Source organism: Roseobacter sp. EG26, from assembly GCF_049830555.1.
Lineage (GTDB): Bacteria > Pseudomonadota > Alphaproteobacteria > Rhodobacterales > Rhodobacteraceae > Roseobacter.
Window position 1 is genome coordinate 94,072 of the sequence record NZ_JBNBLH010000012.1, and the last position, 15,983, is coordinate 110,054.

Below are 15,983 nucleotides of genomic sequence, written 5' to 3' on the forward strand. Positions count from 1 at the left end.
TTGAGGCGGGAACTCACCTGCGCACCTCCATCGCGTGGCTGATGTAGAAGCCCGAGGACACGCGCTCGACGGGGCGAATCTCCCCGACGACACCATTGGCACGGGCGGCTTTCGCCAGAGGCCCGGACGCATGCGGGATCATCACGGGGCTGCGGTCTGAACGTGGGAATAGCTTGCCCGCATACCACATGGCCATCAGGAGCCGCGTGCGCGGGGCCACCGTGAATACGATCACGTTGCCGGTGCGCGCTTCCAGTCCGGCCAGCGCCAGCGCGATATCATTGGCGTCATAATAGATCAGGCTGTCCATGGCGATGACGTGATCAAACCGGCCAAGCGCGGGGCTCAGCATATCCCCGGAGGTGAATGTCACCTGATCGCGCAGCTCTGATGGCAGGCGCTTTTCGGCGATGTCGACAAGGGCTGGCGAAATGTCGATGGCCAGCACCTCGGCACCGCGTTTTGCCAGCTCAACGGTCATCTGCCCGGCGCCGCAACCCGCATCCAGCACCCGGTGACCGGACAGATCAGCGGGCAACCGGCTCAGCATCAAGGCACGCATCCGGTCCCGCCCGCGCCGCACGGTTTCGCGGATTTTGGACACCGGCGCGTCCGAGGTCAGACGCTCCCATGTTCTGGTGGCGGTCTTGTCAAAATAGGTCTCCACCCGGTCCCGCGTCGCATCATATCCCGGCCGCGCCTGTTGGGCGGGCTCAGACAAGGGTGCCTGTGGCGGGAAGGGGGCGACGTCGCGCATCAATCAAATCCCAACAGCTCGAAAATTTCGCGGTCCGGCAGCGGGGCAGGGGCCAGCGGTTCTGTCCCGTTCCACAGGGTTTCGGCCAATCGGACATATTCGCGGCGCACCTGCACGACGTCTTCTTCATCCGGCATCTCGAACAGTGTCTTTTTCTTCAGCCGGGACCGCCGGATGGCGTCCAGATCAGGCATATGCGCAATTCGGTTGAAGCCCACGGTCTTGCAGTAACGATCCACCTCGTCGGTTTCGCGCGACCGGTTGGCCACGCAGCCCGCCAGCCGCACCTTGTAGTTGGCCGATTTCGCCTGCACCGCCGCGATAATGCGGTTCATCGCGTAAATGCTGTCAAAATCATTGGCCGTAACGATCAGCGCGCGGTCGGCGTGTTGCAAGGGGGCCGCAAAACCGCCGCAAACCACATCCCCCAGAACATCAAAAATCACCACATCGGTATCATCCAGCAGGTGGTGCTGTTTCAGCAGTTTCACGGTCTGGCCGACCACGTAGCCACCGCAGCCCGTACCCGCCGGCGGACCGCCCGCTTCGACACATTTCACGCCGTTGAACCCGTCAAAGACGAAATCCTCGGCGCGCAGTTCTTCGGGGTGGAAATCCACCTCCTTGAGGATGTCGATCACTGTGGGCACCAGCGTCCCCGTCAGGGTAAAGGTGCTGTCATGTTTCGGGTCACATCCGATTTGCAGCACCCGTTTGCCCAGCATCGAAAACGCCGCCGAGAGGTTGCTGGAGGTTGTCGATTTGCCAATGCCGCCCTTGCCATAGACGGAGAATACCTTGGCCCCTTCGATCCGGGCGGATGCGTCCTGATGCACCTGCACGGAGCCTTCACCATCTTGCCCGCGCAAAACCGGCGGTGTTCTGTCAAGTGGGCTCATATCAATGTCCTTTCAAAGGGGCGCGCTCCCCTTGGGGTAAATGTGAGGGATGCGGTCATTGGGCCGCGATCCCTTCGAGTTGGTCCTCAAGAGCATCTGCCGCGTCTTGCAGCGCGGAGAGTGTGTCGGCATCGGGGGACCAGTAATTGCGGTCATGAGCTTCCAGCAGGCGATTGGCCATGCGGCTGGAAGCTGTCGGATTGAGATCGGCGAGGCGTTGGCGCATCTCTTCATCAAGCACGAAGGTTTCGGAAATGCGCTGGTAGACCCAAGGGTCAACCTGACCGGTGGTGGCCGACCACCCCAGCGTATTGGTCACCGTCGCTTCGATCTGGCGCACGCCTTCTGGCCCGTGTTTCAAAAGACCTTCAAAGAACTTCGGATTGAGACTGCGGGCGCGTGTTTCCAGCGCCACCTGATCCCGGAGCGTGCGGACCTTGCCGCTGCCGCGGGTCTGATCACCGATATAAACCGCCGCGTCGGATCCTCTGGCGCGTTTGACGGCCCTGGCAATGCCGCCCAGCGTGTCGAAATAGTGATCCACCGTGGTGACGCCCAGTTCGACCGATTCAAGATTTTGATAAGCCACGTCGACCTCGGCCAGAGTGGCTTGCAGCAGCGCGGTATTGGCGGCGGCCTTGCCATCGGTGCCGTAGGCAAAGCTCTTGCGTGCTTCATAGGCATCGGCCAGCTCATCTTCGTCCCCAAAGGCGGAACTGTCGACCAAACCGTTGACGTTGGACCCGTAAGCCCCTTCGGCGTTGGAAAAGACCCGCAAGGCGGCCTCTTCAATGTCACAGCCTGTCTTTTCCGCATAGGCCAGCGCATGCGCCCGAATGAAATTCTGGGCAATCGGTTCATCTGCCCTGGCGCATTTCAGCGCGGCCTCGGCCAGCATGCGGGTCTGCAGCGGCAAGAGGTCCCGGAAGATACCCGAAAGTGTCATGATCACATCAATGCGCGGACGCCCAAGCTCTGCGAGCGGGATCAGATCAGCGCCTGAAATCCGGCCAAAGCTGTCAAATCGGGGCACGCAGCCCATCAACGCAAGCGCCTGCGCAATCGGGCCGCCATCGGACTTGATGTTATCGCTGCCCCACAGCACCAGCGCCACCGTGCGCGGCAATGTCTTATGCGTCTCAAGCAGCAGTTGCGCCTGTTTTGCGCCGTCCTGACAGGCAAAGGCAGTGGGCATGCGGAAGGGATCAAAGGCATGGATATTGCGGCCCGTTGGCAGGATTTCCGGCGAGCGGATGAGGTCGCCCCCAGCCACGGGCGGCGTGAAATGACCGGCAAGGGCCGCCATCAAAGCATCAAGTTCGGTTTCTTTCTGCAAGAGATCATTGATCCGCGCGCGGGTTGCGTCGTCCACCTCCGGCAGGATCGCCAGATATTCCGCCCGCGCGGCGTCCGTCAGGGGTTGGCCGACAATATGCAGCCCATCCGGGATCAGCGCATCTTCGGTTTCAAGCAGTTTGATCCAGAGCGCATCGGCAGCAATACCCTCCATATCGACGGCGGCGGCCTGTTCGGCGATCAGGTTTTCCAATTCCTCACGCTCTGACGCATCGGGGGCGGTGCTGCGCCAACGGGTCAGGCTGTCCTTGAGTTCTGCCAGCCCCTTGTAAAGCCCGGCGGTGGCCAGTGGCGGCGTCAGGTGGCTGATCGTCACCGCATTGCTGCGACGTTTGGCCAATGTAGCCTCGGACGGGTTATTGGCCGCATAGAGATAGACGTTGGGCATGTCGCCAATCAGCCGGTCTGGCCAATCCGCGCCCGAGGGTCCGGCTTGTTTGCCGGGCATGAACTCCAGCGCGCCATGCATGCCGAAGTGCAGCAGAACATCCGCCTGCAACGTATTTTTGAGCCACAGGTAGAACGCCGTGAACGCATGGGTCGGGGCAAATCCACGCTCAAACAGCAGGCGCATGGGGTCGCCTTCATAGCCGAAACCCGGTTGCAGACCAACAAAGACCTTGCCGAAGTGCTGGCCCAGAACAAAGACACCACGCCCGTCTGATTGCACGCGCCCCGGGGCCGGACCCCATTGCGCCTCGATCTCTTTGAGCCAGGGCGTTTGGCGGACGATGTCATCAGCACTTACGTGACCTGCAACATTGGCCTCCTGCCCATACTGTTTGGCCGTTCCTTCCAGAACAGCGGTGCGCAATGCCTCAACCGAATCTGGTACATCGACATCGTAGCCTTCGGTTTTCATACGGTTCAACGTATTGAAAAGGCTTTCAAAAACGCTCAGGTAGGCGGCGGTCCCCGCAGCACCGGCATTGGGCGGGAAGCCAAAAAGCACAATCCCGACGGTCCTGTTGAAGGTTTCAGATTGCCGCAGCTTCACCTGTTTTTCTGCGCGCGCAACAAGCGCCGCCACCCGTTCGGGACAGGGTGCCATCGCCTTGACCTGATCACTGGCCACACATTGATGCGCACATCCGCTGCATCCATTTTGCCCGTGTCGGCCGGCAAAAACCGTGGGCGTGGTGGCACCGTCCAGTTCCGGCAGCGCGATTAGCATCGTGGTCTCGATGGGCCCCAACCCCTGCGCCGAGGCTGACCATTGGTCGAGGGTCTGAAACTCCAGCGGATGGGCCGCGATATAAGGCACATCAAGGCTGTTCAGCACATCAATCGCCGACGCATTGTCGTTATAGGCAGGGCCACCGACCAGCGAAAACCCGGTCAGGGAGACCAGCGCGTCGATTTTCACATCCGCGCCATCGCGAAAATAGGCATCAATGGCGGGCCGTGCGTCCAGACCGCCGGCAAACCCGGCCAAGACACGGATACCGCGCGCTTCAAAAGCCCGGATGACAGCATCGTAATGCGCCGTGTCGGAGGAGAGCACATAAGAGCGCATCATCAGCAAGCCGACCGTCATTGTCGCGTTCTCTGGCGAGGGCGCTTGCGCGGCATCGGTGGTGATACGTCCCGGCAGATCCGGGTGATAAAGCCCCGCGTCGGGGTATTCGACCGGCGCTGCGGCGTCCGGTGCCAGATCCCAGCCGGGGTGTTTGGCATAGCGATTGATGAGAAAGCGCACCATCGCTTCGACATTGTCGTCAGAGCCGCCGAGCCAGTATTGCATGGTCAGGAACCATGCGCGCAAATCCTGGCTCTTGCCCGGGATAAACTTGAGAATTTTCGGCAAACGCCGCAGCAGCGCCATTTTCTGCGCACCGGATGAGCTGGAGGGTTTGGAGGACCCGCGCAAGCGCTTCATCAGCTTCATGGTGCCGGATTGCGGGGCCATCATGTCCAGCGACCCCATGCGCGTCAGCTTCACAATCGCCGCATCGGCAATCACGCCGATCATCGCATCACAATGGTCCCTGCGGGCCTCCAGCGCGGGCAGAATGCGCGAAATATGTTCTTCCAGAAACAGCAGGTTTGAGATGATGATATCGCCGTTCTGCACGGCCTCTTCCGCCGCCTCGAAAGCACCGGGGCTCTCACCCCATTCGGCAGCCGCATGGATCGACAACGAGAGGCCGGGATAGTCCTGGCTCAACCGGTCCATTGCGCGCATCGCCGGGCCAGCCGCATGGCTGTCGAGCGTCAGGATCACGACGCGATATCCGGGCAATTGCCCGTTTATGCCACGATCATCGCGCATAATGGGCCTTGGCCTCGTAAAGGGTTTCGACACTGATTTCCGCAACACCGCGTTCACTGGCAAAGGTTTCGGTATTGCGCCGGGCCTTGCCACGCACGAAAAACGGTATCTTCTTCAGTTCCCGTTCCGCGTCATCCAGCCAGATGACATTGCTGGCGGTCGCGGGGATCTGGGCGTCAGCCTCTGCCATGTCCGGTTTGGGCGCGTGACCACCATGATGCGACGGACCCGCCGCATCGTGAAACTCGAAATCGTCGCGGAACATGTGCAGCAGGTGCTCTTCCAGCCCCATGACCAGCGGATGCACCCAGGTGTCAAAAATGACATTGGCCCCTTCAATCCCCATCTGCGGTGAATAGCGCGCCGGAAAATCCTGCACATGGACGGGCGCGGAAATGACGGCGCAGGGGATGCCAAGGCGCTTGCCGATATGGCGCTCCATCTGGGTGCCAAGGATCATTTCCGGCTGAAGGGTTTCGATCACACGTTCGACTTCCAGATAGTCGTCGGTGATCAATGCCTCGATGCCATAATCCCTGGCGAGGGCGCGGATCGGGCGTGCCATCTCGCGGTTGTAGCAGCCCATGCCCACCACCTCGAAACCCATCTCGTCACGCGCAATGCGCGCCGCTGCGGCCACATGGGTGCCATCGCCAAAGAGAAAGACCCGCTTGCCGGTCAGATAGGTGCTGTCAACGGATTTCGAATACCACGGCAGGCGCAGCCGGGTGTCGTCCAGATAGGGTTTCAGCCCGGTGATCTCAGCCACTTCCTTGACGAAATCGCGGGTGGCTCCGACGCCGATGGGCACCGTTTTGGTATAGGGTTGATCCAGTTCGCGCGCCATCCAGCGGGCTGCGGTCTCGGCTGTTTCGGGGTACATCAGCACGTTGAAATGCGCCGCACCCAGACGTTTGATGTCCGAGGGCGATGCGGTCATCGGGGCCACCACATTCACGCTGATGCCCATATCCGACAGCAGCGAGGTCATCTCGGTAATGTCGTCGCGGTGCCGGAACCCCAAAGCGGTCGGCCCGATCAGATTGCAGGTGACCTGCGCCGTTTTTTGCATGGGTTCGGCCAGCGCGCGCACGATCTGGAAGAACGTCTCATCCGCGCCAAAGTTCTCTTTGCGTTGGTAACTGGGCAGTTCCAGCGGAATAACGGGCACCGGAATGTCCATAGTTTCGGACATGCCGCCCGGATCATCCTGGATGAGTTCCGCCGTGCAGGAGGCACCGACGATCAGCGCTTCGGGCTCGAACCGCGCATAGGCATCCTGCAGCGACGTTTTGAAAAGGTTCGCCGTGTCAGAGCCCAGATCGCGCGCCTGAAATGTCGTGTAGGTCACGGGTGGGCGGTGGTCGCGCCGTTCGATCATTGTGAAGAGAAGATCGGCGTAGGTATCGCCTTGTGGCGCGTGCAGCACGTAGTGCAGCCCCGTCATGCCTGTTGCGACACGCATGGCGCCTACATGCGGTGGGCCTTCATATGTCCAAACGGTCAGCTTCATGCGCTTGCCTCCAGTTTCAGGAGGTCCGACCGGCGCACGGGACGGGAAAAGAGACCGGCCAGATCGCCCGCCTGTTCGTAGAAATGCACCGGCGTGAAAACCAGTTCGATCGCCCATTTGGTGGCCAGACCTTCGGCTTCCAGCGGGTTGGCCAACCCAAGGCCGCAGACCGTCAGGTCGGGCCGTGCCGCGCGGCACCGGTCAAGTTGCAGATCAACGTCCTGACCTTCTGAGAGCGTCGGCCCTTGCGCCAACATATCGAGATCCGGCCCCACGATGCCTTTGTGAATAAAAGGCGCGCCCACCTCGACGGCCTCCATGCCACATTCGCGGGTCAGAAAACGCGCGAGCGGGATCTCAAGCTGGCTGTCGGGGAAAAAGAAGATGGATTTGCCCTGCAAGGCGTCCGCCGCTTGCGAAATCGCTTTGCGGGCCCGAGCGCGGGGGGCTTCGGTCACGCGATCAAACGTCTCCTGACTGACGCCGAATTCCTGCGCGATCACACGAAGCCATGCGGTGGTGCCTTCTTCGCCAAAGGGGAAGGCAGCCGCCAGATGACGCGCGCCGCGCCGTTCCAGAGCGGCATGCGTGTCGCCAAGAAAAGGTTGCGTCAATGCGAAAACGGTGTTCTCACCAACGGCCAGATCCGTGTCCGACCGGGGGGCTGGCAGGACCTTGACCGGGCCGATGCCCATGTCCGTCAGCAGCGACACGGCCTGCTCTTCCACCACATCCGGCAATGCGCCGACCAGCAGCAACTGGCGCGCATCGGTTTGCGGCAAAACCGGCACCATTGAGGCAAGGCAAGCGTCTTCGCCTTGCGTGAAAGTTGTCTCAATGCCCGATCCGGAGAAATTCAGCACACGCACAGAGGGCGCGTATTTCTCTGTCATGCGTTCCGCCGCACGGGACAGATCAATCTTGATCACCTCGGACGGGCAGGACCCGACCAGAAACAGTTGTTTGATGTCCTTGCGCCGGGCCAGCAACTGGTCAACGACCTTATCCAGTTCCGCATGCGCGTCCGCGAGACCTGCGAGGTCGGTTTCTTCGAGAATCGCTGTTCCGAACCGTGGCTCCGCAAAAATCATGACGCCAGCAGCGGATTGCAGCAAATGCGCGCAGGTCCGACTGCCGATCACGAGGAAAAACGCATCCTGCATCTTGCGGTGCAGCCAGATAATGCCGGTTAATCCGCAAAATACTTCCCGCTGGCCGCGTTGCTTTAGAATCGGTTCGTCGCGGCAACCACCGGAAGTTACAAGGCGCGGGAGTTCGGTCATGCGGGCACCTCACTCGCCGAATTTGGCGTCATGTTTGCCTGCTTGCGCGCCGCTCGCAACTTAAGGATGAACTGGGCCGCGTTGATCACATAGGCGGCGTAGGCCGCCAATGCCAACGCCATCAGTGAGGCGGGTTCCAGCGCGCCGGAAACAAGCGCCCAGACATAGGCTGAGTGAAGGGCAATCACGGCAAAGGAAAAGACGTCTTCCCAGAAGAATGCCGGCGCGAAAAGGTATTGGCCGAAAACAACTTTTTCCCAAATCGCACCGGTGATCATGATCGTGTACAACAGGAAGGTTTTGATCAGTATCGACAGGGTTGCAACTTCATAACCCAGGCCGCTCACAAGATAGCGTATGACCAGTGCCAGGGAGATCAGAAATACGGCAAATTGAAGGGGGGCCAGAATGCCCTGAATCAGTGTCCAAATGGTTTGGTCGCGACGGGCGCGTTCTTCAGCCGTGTAAAGACCTGCCGGGGCCGATTTTCGAGCCTCTTGGCTGCACATCGTGCGGATGCCCTCTCCCATTTTCTGCCTTTAACGGTAGCGGCTATGTTGGAAAAGTGTCAACTATAACTTACATAGGTGACTAACTGGATTGACACCTGAGGGAATGCGAAACTCCGAGGATAACGCTTGGTTGCTTTGATAATAAGTGAAAATCGGGGTTTATTGATGAAGTTGCGGCTGCTGAAATTGGGAAACATGTCAATTTGATTTGACATTGTGGCCGTCAACGTCGAGATTTTAGGGGAAGTTTTGCACGGTGTGCCGTGGGGGCTTCAGAAATTGCACGGGTGGAACCATGTCGCAATCTGATCACATAACCGCACGTGGCTTTCAACATAACCGGTCCAGTTTTGTGGATGGGTATGTTTCGTCAGCCAGTTCAATGATGTCCGTCACGCAGGCGGCTAATCGGGACGAGGGTTGTCAGGACGCACTGGATCATCTTGTGCGTGCCATCCTTGCGAAACGCATCTTCGAGCCATTTGTCATTCTGGATGAGCTCAGGGAGCGTGATCTGTCCCTTGATACGATTGTCGATCTGTTTATCCCGCGCGCAGCCTGCGCGTTGGGTCAGGAATGGAAGGACGACGAGATTTCCTTCGCGGACGTTACCATCGGGGCGATGAGACTTCAGGCCTTGCTGGACGAAACGATGGCGCAAGTCGACCTCGATGCGGCCCTGATTGATGACCGGCCACAGTCGCTGGTCGTATTGCCGAAGGGTCAGCAGCACTTCCTGGGTGTCAACGTGATAGCGGCGCAACTGCGCCGGTTAGGCTGTGGGGTGAGCCTGTCGTTTGATGAATCCATGGGTTATCTCAACGCACGGTTGAAAGATGAACATCCTCAACTGATTTTGATCTCCTGCGCGCGGCGCGAGACCCTTGAAACTGTCTGCGAGACCGTGCAAACCATTCGGGCAACCTTGTCAGATAGCCCGGTGATCGCCCTTGGAGGCGGGGTTCTCGACGAAGCAGAGAATTTGAAGGATCGGACGGGCGTGGATATTGTAACCAGAAGCGTGAAAGATGCCTTGGCGTTTTATGCGCATCATGATCAAGCGCTGACGGGTTTATGACCAAGGGTGCAAATACCTTCTGGAGCAGCGGCGCTGTTCCCCTGATCGAACCTGAGTTTTTAAGCAGTATCATCGGCGCGGCGTCAGACATTGCCTTGGTCATTTCGGCAGAAGGCAAGATCCTCAGCGTGGTACTGAACACGCACAGTGAGTCCTTTGGCAATCTGAAGCATTGGGAAAGCCGCCCGTTGGTTGAATTTCTCACCCGGGAGACGGCGCCGAAGTTTGAGGCCGCCCATGCTGCTTATCTGTCCGGTGAAGTTCCGAACAAACCGCTGGAGTTGAACCACTACGATAATGCGGTTTGGCAATACCCGGTTCGTTATACTTTCCACCGCTTTGGGCAGGAGAATGCCGCGCTGCTGTTGGGGCGGGATTTACGTCCTATCGCCGAAACGCAACAACAGCTTGTGCAAGCCCAGATTGCTTTGGAACAGGGCTATGAGACGCGCCGTGAGTTCGATGCGCGGTTCCGGGTTTTGCTGGCGAACGCGGATCAGGCGATCGCTTTTGTTTCCGTGCAGACCGGGCGCATTGAAGACGCGAATGAGGCGGCGGCGGCGTTGCTGGGTTTGAAGGTTGGCGCGCTCAAGGGCGGGTCTTTTGCACATTATTTCTCTGATCGCGCAACGGGTGAGCTGATTGAAAGCCTGATGAACGCCACATTGTCTGAGGAGGGGGGCAGCGTTCAGCTGCGTTCTTCCCAGTCGGGGCAGTCGATTATCGTGCGGCCAGTGGTGTTTCGCGCAGGAGGCCAGCGCATCCTGTTGTGTCGGCTTGCCAGCGAGGGCGATGCGACCGCACCGGATGCGGCTGCTTCGCAGGCTTTGGCATTGTTCCGTGCCGGTAGCGACGCCATGGCCTTTCTGTCGGGTGAGGGTGTGATCACTTCCGTCAACGAGAGTTTTCTCGATATGGTCGGAGCGGCGCATCTGACGGATGTGGTGGGACGCAGTTTCTCGGACTTTCTGGGGCGCGGACGCATCGATCTGGATGTTCTGACAGATCGCAGCCATCGCGGTGGGCAGATGCGGATTTACGCCACCAAGCTGATCAACGACCTGGGTGCGAGGCTCTCTGTCGAGATTTCGGCAACGCCCCTCGATGCGTCGGGCGATGCCATCGTTGGCTGCGTCGTCAGGGATGTCAGCCGTGGCGAAGCCGCGCGGGGATCGGCAACAATTCCCGCTCAGACGCCCGCACAGCCAGCGCGGAGTGTCATGGATCTTGTCGGATCGACTTCGCTCAAGGAGATTGTGGCTGAAACCACCGATGTGGTCGAAAAAATGTGCATCGAAACAGCGGTTGAGCTCACCGGTAACAACCGCGTGGCCGCCGCGGAGATGCTGGGCCTGTCACGCCAAAGCCTCTACGTGAAGCTGCGCAAATACGGATTGCTCAGCAAGAACGGGTAAACCTGCCAGACCTCTTGCGCCGACTCAAAGTGTCAGTCATAGTTTACACATGTCTGTCACTCAGGTCATACAGTCGCGCCGTTTTCCTGAACCAGCAGCCGCGCTGCGACTTATCAAGCCCATTACATGGTTTCCGCCAATGTGGGCGTATCTGTGCGGTGTGATCTCATCCGGTGCCTCGCCATCGGGACAGTGGTTGCTTGTTGTGTTGGGCGTCATTCTGGCAGGTCCTATTGTTTGCGGCATGAGCCAGGCGGCCAATGACTGGTGCGACCGGCATGTGGATGCCATCAACGAACCCGATCGGCCCATTCCGTCAGGGCGCATTCCCGGTCGTTGGGGCCTTTGGATCGCTTGTGCCATGTCCGCCCTGTCACTGGTGGTGGGTTGGCAATTGGGGCCATGGGGGTTTGGCGCCACGATCCTCGGTGTTCTCGCGGCCTGGGCCTATTCCGCCGAACCCATTCGCCTGAAACGGTCTGGCATATACGGTCCCGGCCTTGTGGGCTTGAGCTACGAAACCCTCCCTTGGTTCACCGGTGCGGCGGTACTGGCTGCGGGTGCACCTTCGGGCGAAGTGACCTTAGTCGCCGTTCTCTATGGCATTGGGGCACATGGGATCATGACCCTGAACGACTTCAAGGCGTTGGAGGGAGACCGCCAGACAGGCGTTCAATCGCTGCCTGTCACCCTAGGGCCGGAAGGCGCCGCCAGGGTCGCCTGCGCCGTGATGAGCGTGCCACAGTTGGCCGTGATTGGCCTTTTGTTCCTGTGGGACAAACCATTCCATGCGTTAGGCGTTCTGGCCGTTTTGTGCGCACAGTTCTGGGCCATGACGATCATGTTCAAGGACCCGAAAGCGAAGGCGCCCTGGTACAATGGAACGGGCGTGCTGCTCTACGTCAGTGGCATGATGATCGCGGCCTTTGCCCTGCGCGGATTGGGGGGGTTGTCATGACATTAAGCTGGCTTTCCATTGTGCGTCTGGGTCTGGTGCAGATGTGCCTCGGTGCCATCGTGGTGCTGACGACCTCTACGCTGAACCGGCTGATGGTCGTTGAACTGGCCTTGCCCGCGGTGCTGCCGGGTTTGCTGGTGGCATTGCACTACGGCATCCAGATCACACGCCCGAACTGGGGGTTTCTGTCAGATACCGGCGGCAACCGGACACGCTGGATCATCGGGGGTATGATCGCCCTCGCGCTTGGGGCCATGCTGGCCGCCTATGGCGTTGTCCTGCTGGAGACCAGCTTTGCGATTGGCATGATCCTTTCGGTGCTGGCCTATGCGTTGATCGGTCTGGGTGTGGGTGCATCCGGGACGTCGCTTCTGGCGCTTCTGGCAACGGCCACCGCGCCGCATCGCCGGGCCGCTGCGGCCACCATCAGTTGGCTGATGATGATCGCGGGCATTGCAATTACCGCCGGGGTGGTGGGCGCGCAGCTTGACCCTTATTCCTCCGGCCTGCTTTTGAAAATCGTCGCTTTCGTGACCGGTGGCGCGGTAGTCTTGACCTGCCTTGCCATCTGGCGTGTCGAAGCGCAGGTCGAGGCGGCCCCGGAACCAACCCAGATGCCCTTTCGCGCAGGACTTGCCGAAGTCTGGTCGGAGCGCCATGCCCGCAATTTCACCCTCTTTGTATTTCTGTCGATGACCGCATATTTCATGCAGGAACTCATTCTGGAGCCCTACGCGGGCCTTGTTTTCCAGTTCACACCGGGCCAGTCGACCTCTCTTTCCGGCGCTCAAAATGGCGGCGTCTTTCTGGGCATGGTACTGGTGGGCCTGATGGCCACCGGCTTCAAGATCGGAAGCCTCAGGGCCTGGGTTATTGGCGGCTGTCTCGGCTCCGCCCTTATGCTGGTGACAATCGCGCTGCTGGGAAAGGCTGGCGCGGGCGCGCCGCTGCTGCCCGCCGTGGTTTGTCTGGGGTTTTTCAACGGTGTTTTCGCGGTGGCGGCCATCGGGTCGATGATGGCACTGGCAGGTCAGGGACGCACGGCACGCGAAGGCACACGCATGGGGTTGTGGGGCGCCGCGCAAGCCCTGGCCGCCGGGTTCGGCGGATTGGTCGGCGCGGCAATGGTGGATATCCTGCGCGCAACGCAAACCAGCGATGCCGCCGCATTCGGTAGTGTTTTCATCTTTGAGGCGGGGCTCTTTCTGGCCGCTGCCTATATGGCGCAGCGGGTAATGGAACGGCCCGTCCTGCCACATGAAGCTTTGGTTCCGGGAGAATGAACCATGTATGATGTCGTTGTCGTTGGTGGCGGCCCGTCCGGGGCAACCGCTGCACTTGATCTGGTGAACTCCGGTCACAAGGTTGCACTCCTGGACCGGGAGGGGCGGATCAAACCCTGCGGGGGGGCCATTCCGCCCCGCCTCATGCAGGACTTCGACATCCGCGACGAACAGCTTGTTGCCAAGGTCAATACCGCCCGCATGATTTCACCAACCGGGCGTCACGTGGACATTCCCATCGAAAACGGTTTCGTGGGCATGGTCGATCGCAAGGATTTCGACCCCTTCCTGCGCAACAGGGCCGCAGAGGCCGGGGCGGATTTGCTGACTGGGACCTTCCTGCGCATCGAGAGAGACGCCCAGGGGCCTGCGGTGCTCTACCGCGAAAAAGCCACCGGTGCGGAAAAGCGCTTACCGACAAAACTGGTGATCGGCGCAGATGGCGCGCGTTCAAAAGTGGGCCGTGCCGAGGTGCCCGGAGGCGACAAGATACCCTACGTGTTGGCCTATCACGAGATCATCAAGGCGCCCGCCAAATCAGCGGTTTACGACCCCGTGCGCTGTGACGTGATCTACGATGGGGAGATTTCGCCCGATTTCTACGGCTGGGTTTTCCCCCATGGGGACAGCGCCAGCGTGGGCATGGGGACAGAGGTCTCGTCGGTCGATCTCAAGCAGGCAACCGCGGCTCTGCGCGATGCGGCAGGTTTGAGCGACTGCGACACATTGCGCCGCGAAGGCGCACCGATACCGCTCAAACCACTGGACCGCTGGGACAATGGCAAGGACGTGCTACTGGCGGGCGACGCTGCGGGCGTTGTGGCACCATCTTCGGGTGAAGGGATTTATTACGCCATGGTCGGCGGCCGTGTTGCGGCGACCGCCTGTGCGGCAACACTGGCTTCCGGACGGGTCAAGGATTTGCGGCTGGCACGCGCCTTGTTCATGAAAGAACACAAGATGGTCTTCAAGGTGCTGGGTTCCATGCAGAACGCCTATTATCGCAATGATGACCGACGCGAACGTTTCGTGTCACTGTGCCACGATGTTGATGTCCAGCGCCTGACGTTTGAAGCCTACATGAACAAGAAACTGGTGCGCGCCCGTCCGATGGCGCATCTGAAAATCGGCATCAAGAACCTTGCACATCTGACCGGACTTGTGTCACCCACGCGCATATGACGATCATGATCCCGGCCTGGGTAGACGGCACGCTGACACCTGTAGAAAAACTTGAAGCGCATCAAAAAGGTTTGCGGCACAAGGCGGTGTCGGTGTTTGTGCTGGATGGTGACGCGGTGTTGATGCAACAGCGCGCGTTGAGCAAATACCACACACCTGGCTTGTGGACGAATACCTGTTGTACGCATCCGGCTTGGGATGAAGCACCACTGGATTGTGCCATTCGCAGGCTGAACGAAGAGATCGGTGTGACCGGTCTGAGCCCACAGCACCGGCATCATCTGGAATATCGTGCGGATGTTGGGGGCGGCCTGACCGAGCATGAAGTCGTAGACGTTTATGTTGCCGAAACCTCCACTGATCTCTCGATTACCGAAAATCCCGATGAGGTTATGGCCGTGGAATGGATGCGCTTCGGTGAGTTGCAAAAGAAAGTGGCGGAGGAACCAACGCGCTTCACCCCATGGCTCAAAATTTACCTACGCGACCATGGCGCGACCATTTTTGGCGATCTGGCGGCAACTACGGTCTCTTGATGAGACCGTGCGGTCGACGTGTCGCTGGTTGCAACTTGTTCGTGAAAAGGCCGCACTTTTCCTGAATAGGGCGGTCCGAGTAAAAAAAACGCATTGCCATGGGCCTGATGGCGTACTCCAGCCCAGCTCAGGGCGACAAATACATATCGCGGATCCCAACCGATCCGTGTGTCCTGCAGCTGACTGCAGCGATGCCCTTCAATACCGACGTAAACAGTCGCGTCTATTGATTTGCAAGCTGCTCTATCAAATCCCTCTGGTAGCAACTGCAGACACGTTGCACTGGTCGGCCTGGGCTTGTGAACCTAATCAGAAGCGCAGTTTCTGATATGTAGTTTTATGCCACACAGGTCTGGGTTCTCGTCAATCTGCTTTCGAAGACCTCCGCAGGCGCAAGAGAGCCCAAGCATTCACGGGGCGTTGTGATGAGGCGACGGCAAATCGCCCCAAAGTACCGATTTGCGGTTCAGTGGTTCTGGTACGGCGCTTGCGAGTCCTGGCCTATAGCCGCCACTCACGCTGGTCAGATGCACACTTATGGGCATTCATGCCGCAGTGTCCATTCAAGCTCGGCGGATCGTCATCGGTAAAATAGTTCCGCTTGATCTCGGGATAGTCGGCCCAGCGGAGATTGGCGATCTTGTTCACTGGCACTTTTGGCGCTCAGCACGTCTTCAACGCAACTCTAGCTATATGTGGCGCATGTCCATTCTCCTCGCATTTCAGCAAAATAGAGAACTTGTCGCAACCCAGTTTAGAATGTGCCCCGCGTACAAAATATGTTGCAACCAAGTAGAAATGTCTCCCGCTCCGCAAAGTAGAAGTGTCACACTTGGGCGCTGAAGGGAGCAAAGCCTGACAGGGCGGAGACCTCAGATATCGCAGCTCTGGCTGGCTTTGCGGACCTCCTTGGCGCGGCGGGCGGCGAGGGAGTTCCAG

General features: G+C 59.4%; 12 protein-coding genes. 6 read left to right on the top strand and 6 right to left on the bottom strand.

Annotated features, from left to right (window positions below; translation table 11 throughout):
* Window positions 1–13: 13 nt before the first annotated feature.
* The 6 genes from bchM to bchF are packed head-to-tail and all read right to left on the bottom strand — an operon-like array spanning window position 14 to window position 8,610.
* Window positions 14–757 carry a magnesium protoporphyrin IX methyltransferase gene (gene bchM / locus ACOTTU_RS20960; RefSeq protein WP_425660839.1) on the bottom strand — a complete coding sequence of 248 codons (744 nt, stop codon included), beginning with the start codon at window positions 755–757 and terminating at the stop codon, window positions 14–16.
* Window positions 757–1,656 (bottom strand): ferredoxin:protochlorophyllide reductase (ATP-dependent) iron-sulfur ATP-binding protein, encoded by a 900-nt coding sequence (gene bchL / locus ACOTTU_RS20965; RefSeq protein ID WP_298921893.1) that lies wholly within the window; start codon window positions 1,654–1,656, stop codon window positions 757–759. Before bchL ends, bchM begins: the two co-directional genes overlap by 1 nt.
* Window positions 1,657–1,711: 55 nt before the next feature.
* Complete coding sequence (locus ACOTTU_RS20970; protein ID WP_425660842.1) at window positions 1,712–5,284, bottom strand: magnesium chelatase subunit H; 3,573 nt, start codon at window positions 5,282–5,284, stop codon at window positions 1,712–1,714.
* Window positions 5,274–6,797: a ferredoxin:protochlorophyllide reductase (ATP-dependent) subunit B gene (gene bchB / locus ACOTTU_RS20975; RefSeq protein ID WP_425660844.1), complete on the bottom strand. Its 1,524-nt coding sequence runs from the start codon at window positions 6,795–6,797 to the stop codon at window positions 5,274–5,276. The genes ACOTTU_RS20970 and bchB overlap by 11 nt, the downstream gene beginning before the upstream one ends.
* Entirely contained in the window at window positions 6,794–8,080 is a 1,287-nt protein-coding gene (locus ACOTTU_RS20980) for a ferredoxin:protochlorophyllide reductase (ATP-dependent) subunit N (protein WP_425660846.1), read from the bottom strand. The genes bchB and ACOTTU_RS20980 overlap by 4 nt, the downstream gene beginning before the upstream one ends.
* Window positions 8,077–8,610 (bottom strand): 2-vinyl bacteriochlorophyllide hydratase, encoded by a 534-nt coding sequence (bchF, locus tag ACOTTU_RS20985; protein WP_425660848.1) that lies wholly within the window; start codon window positions 8,608–8,610, stop codon window positions 8,077–8,079. Before bchF ends, ACOTTU_RS20980 begins: the two co-directional genes overlap by 4 nt.
* 277 nt (window positions 8,611–8,887) lie before the next feature.
* Here bchF and ACOTTU_RS20990 point away from each other — a divergent pair, with 277 nt between their 5' ends.
* From ACOTTU_RS20990 to idi, 6 genes are read left to right on the top strand one after another with little or no spacing between them, the layout of a single operon-like run.
* A complete protein-coding gene (locus ACOTTU_RS20990) occupies window positions 8,888–9,670 on the top strand; it encodes a cobalamin-dependent protein (RefSeq protein ID WP_425660850.1) in 783 nt (260 codons plus the stop codon).
* Window positions 9,667–11,085, top strand: coding sequence for a transcriptional regulator PpsR (ppsR, locus tag ACOTTU_RS20995; RefSeq protein WP_298921887.1), 1,419 nt, complete (start codon window positions 9,667–9,669; stop codon window positions 11,083–11,085). Before ACOTTU_RS20990 ends, ppsR begins: the two co-directional genes overlap by 4 nt.
* Window positions 11,086–11,134: 49 nt before the next feature.
* A complete protein-coding gene (gene chlG, locus ACOTTU_RS21000) occupies window positions 11,135–12,043 on the top strand; it encodes a chlorophyll synthase ChlG (protein ID WP_425660852.1) in 909 nt (302 codons plus the stop codon).
* On the top strand, window positions 12,040–13,326 hold the full coding sequence (locus ACOTTU_RS21005) for a BCD family MFS transporter (protein ID WP_425660854.1): 1,287 nt from the start codon (window positions 12,040–12,042) through the stop codon (window positions 13,324–13,326). Before chlG ends, ACOTTU_RS21005 begins: the two co-directional genes overlap by 4 nt.
* 3 nt (window positions 13,327–13,329) lie before the next feature.
* Window positions 13,330–14,508: a geranylgeranyl diphosphate reductase gene (locus ACOTTU_RS21010; RefSeq protein WP_425660856.1), complete on the top strand. Its 1,179-nt coding sequence runs from the start codon at window positions 13,330–13,332 to the stop codon at window positions 14,506–14,508.
* Window positions 14,505–15,044: an isopentenyl-diphosphate Delta-isomerase gene (gene idi / locus ACOTTU_RS21015; RefSeq protein ID WP_425660858.1), complete on the top strand. Its 540-nt coding sequence runs from the start codon at window positions 14,505–14,507 to the stop codon at window positions 15,042–15,044. The genes ACOTTU_RS21010 and idi overlap by 4 nt, the downstream gene beginning before the upstream one ends.
* The last annotated feature ends 939 nt before the right edge of the window (window positions 15,045–15,983 follow it).

Excerpts from the sequence above, each read along its gene's own strand:
- ACOTTU_RS20990 (WP_425660850.1), top strand. The coding sequence starts at position 8,888 with ATGTCGCAATCTGATCACATAACCGCACGTGGCTTTCAACATAACCGG.
- ACOTTU_RS20980 (WP_425660846.1), bottom strand. The coding sequence starts at position 8,080 with ATGACCGAACTCCCGCGCCTTGTAACTTCCGGTGGTTGCCGCGACGAA.
- idi (WP_425660858.1), top strand. The coding sequence starts at position 14,505 with ATGACGATCATGATCCCGGCCTGGGTAGACGGCACGCTGACACCTGTA.
- bchB (WP_425660844.1), bottom strand. The coding sequence starts at position 6,797 with ATGAAGCTGACCGTTTGGACATATGAAGGCCCACCGCATGTAGGCGCC.
- bchL (WP_298921893.1), bottom strand. The coding sequence starts at position 1,656 with ATGAGCCCACTTGACAGAACACCGCCGGTTTTGCGCGGGCAAGATGGT.
- ACOTTU_RS21005 (WP_425660854.1), top strand. The coding sequence starts at position 12,040 with ATGACATTAAGCTGGCTTTCCATTGTGCGTCTGGGTCTGGTGCAGATG.
- ACOTTU_RS21010 (WP_425660856.1), top strand. The coding sequence starts at position 13,330 with ATGTATGATGTCGTTGTCGTTGGTGGCGGCCCGTCCGGGGCAACCGCT.
- ACOTTU_RS20970 (WP_425660842.1), bottom strand. The coding sequence starts at position 5,284 with ATGCGCGATGATCGTGGCATAAACGGGCAATTGCCCGGATATCGCGTC.
- bchM (WP_425660839.1), bottom strand. The coding sequence starts at position 757 with ATGCGCGACGTCGCCCCCTTCCCGCCACAGGCACCCTTGTCTGAGCCC.
- ppsR (WP_298921887.1), top strand. The coding sequence starts at position 9,667 with ATGACCAAGGGTGCAAATACCTTCTGGAGCAGCGGCGCTGTTCCCCTG.
- bchF (WP_425660848.1), bottom strand. The coding sequence starts at position 8,610 with ATGGGAGAGGGCATCCGCACGATGTGCAGCCAAGAGGCTCGAAAATCG.
- chlG (WP_425660852.1), top strand. The coding sequence starts at position 11,135 with ATGTCTGTCACTCAGGTCATACAGTCGCGCCGTTTTCCTGAACCAGCA.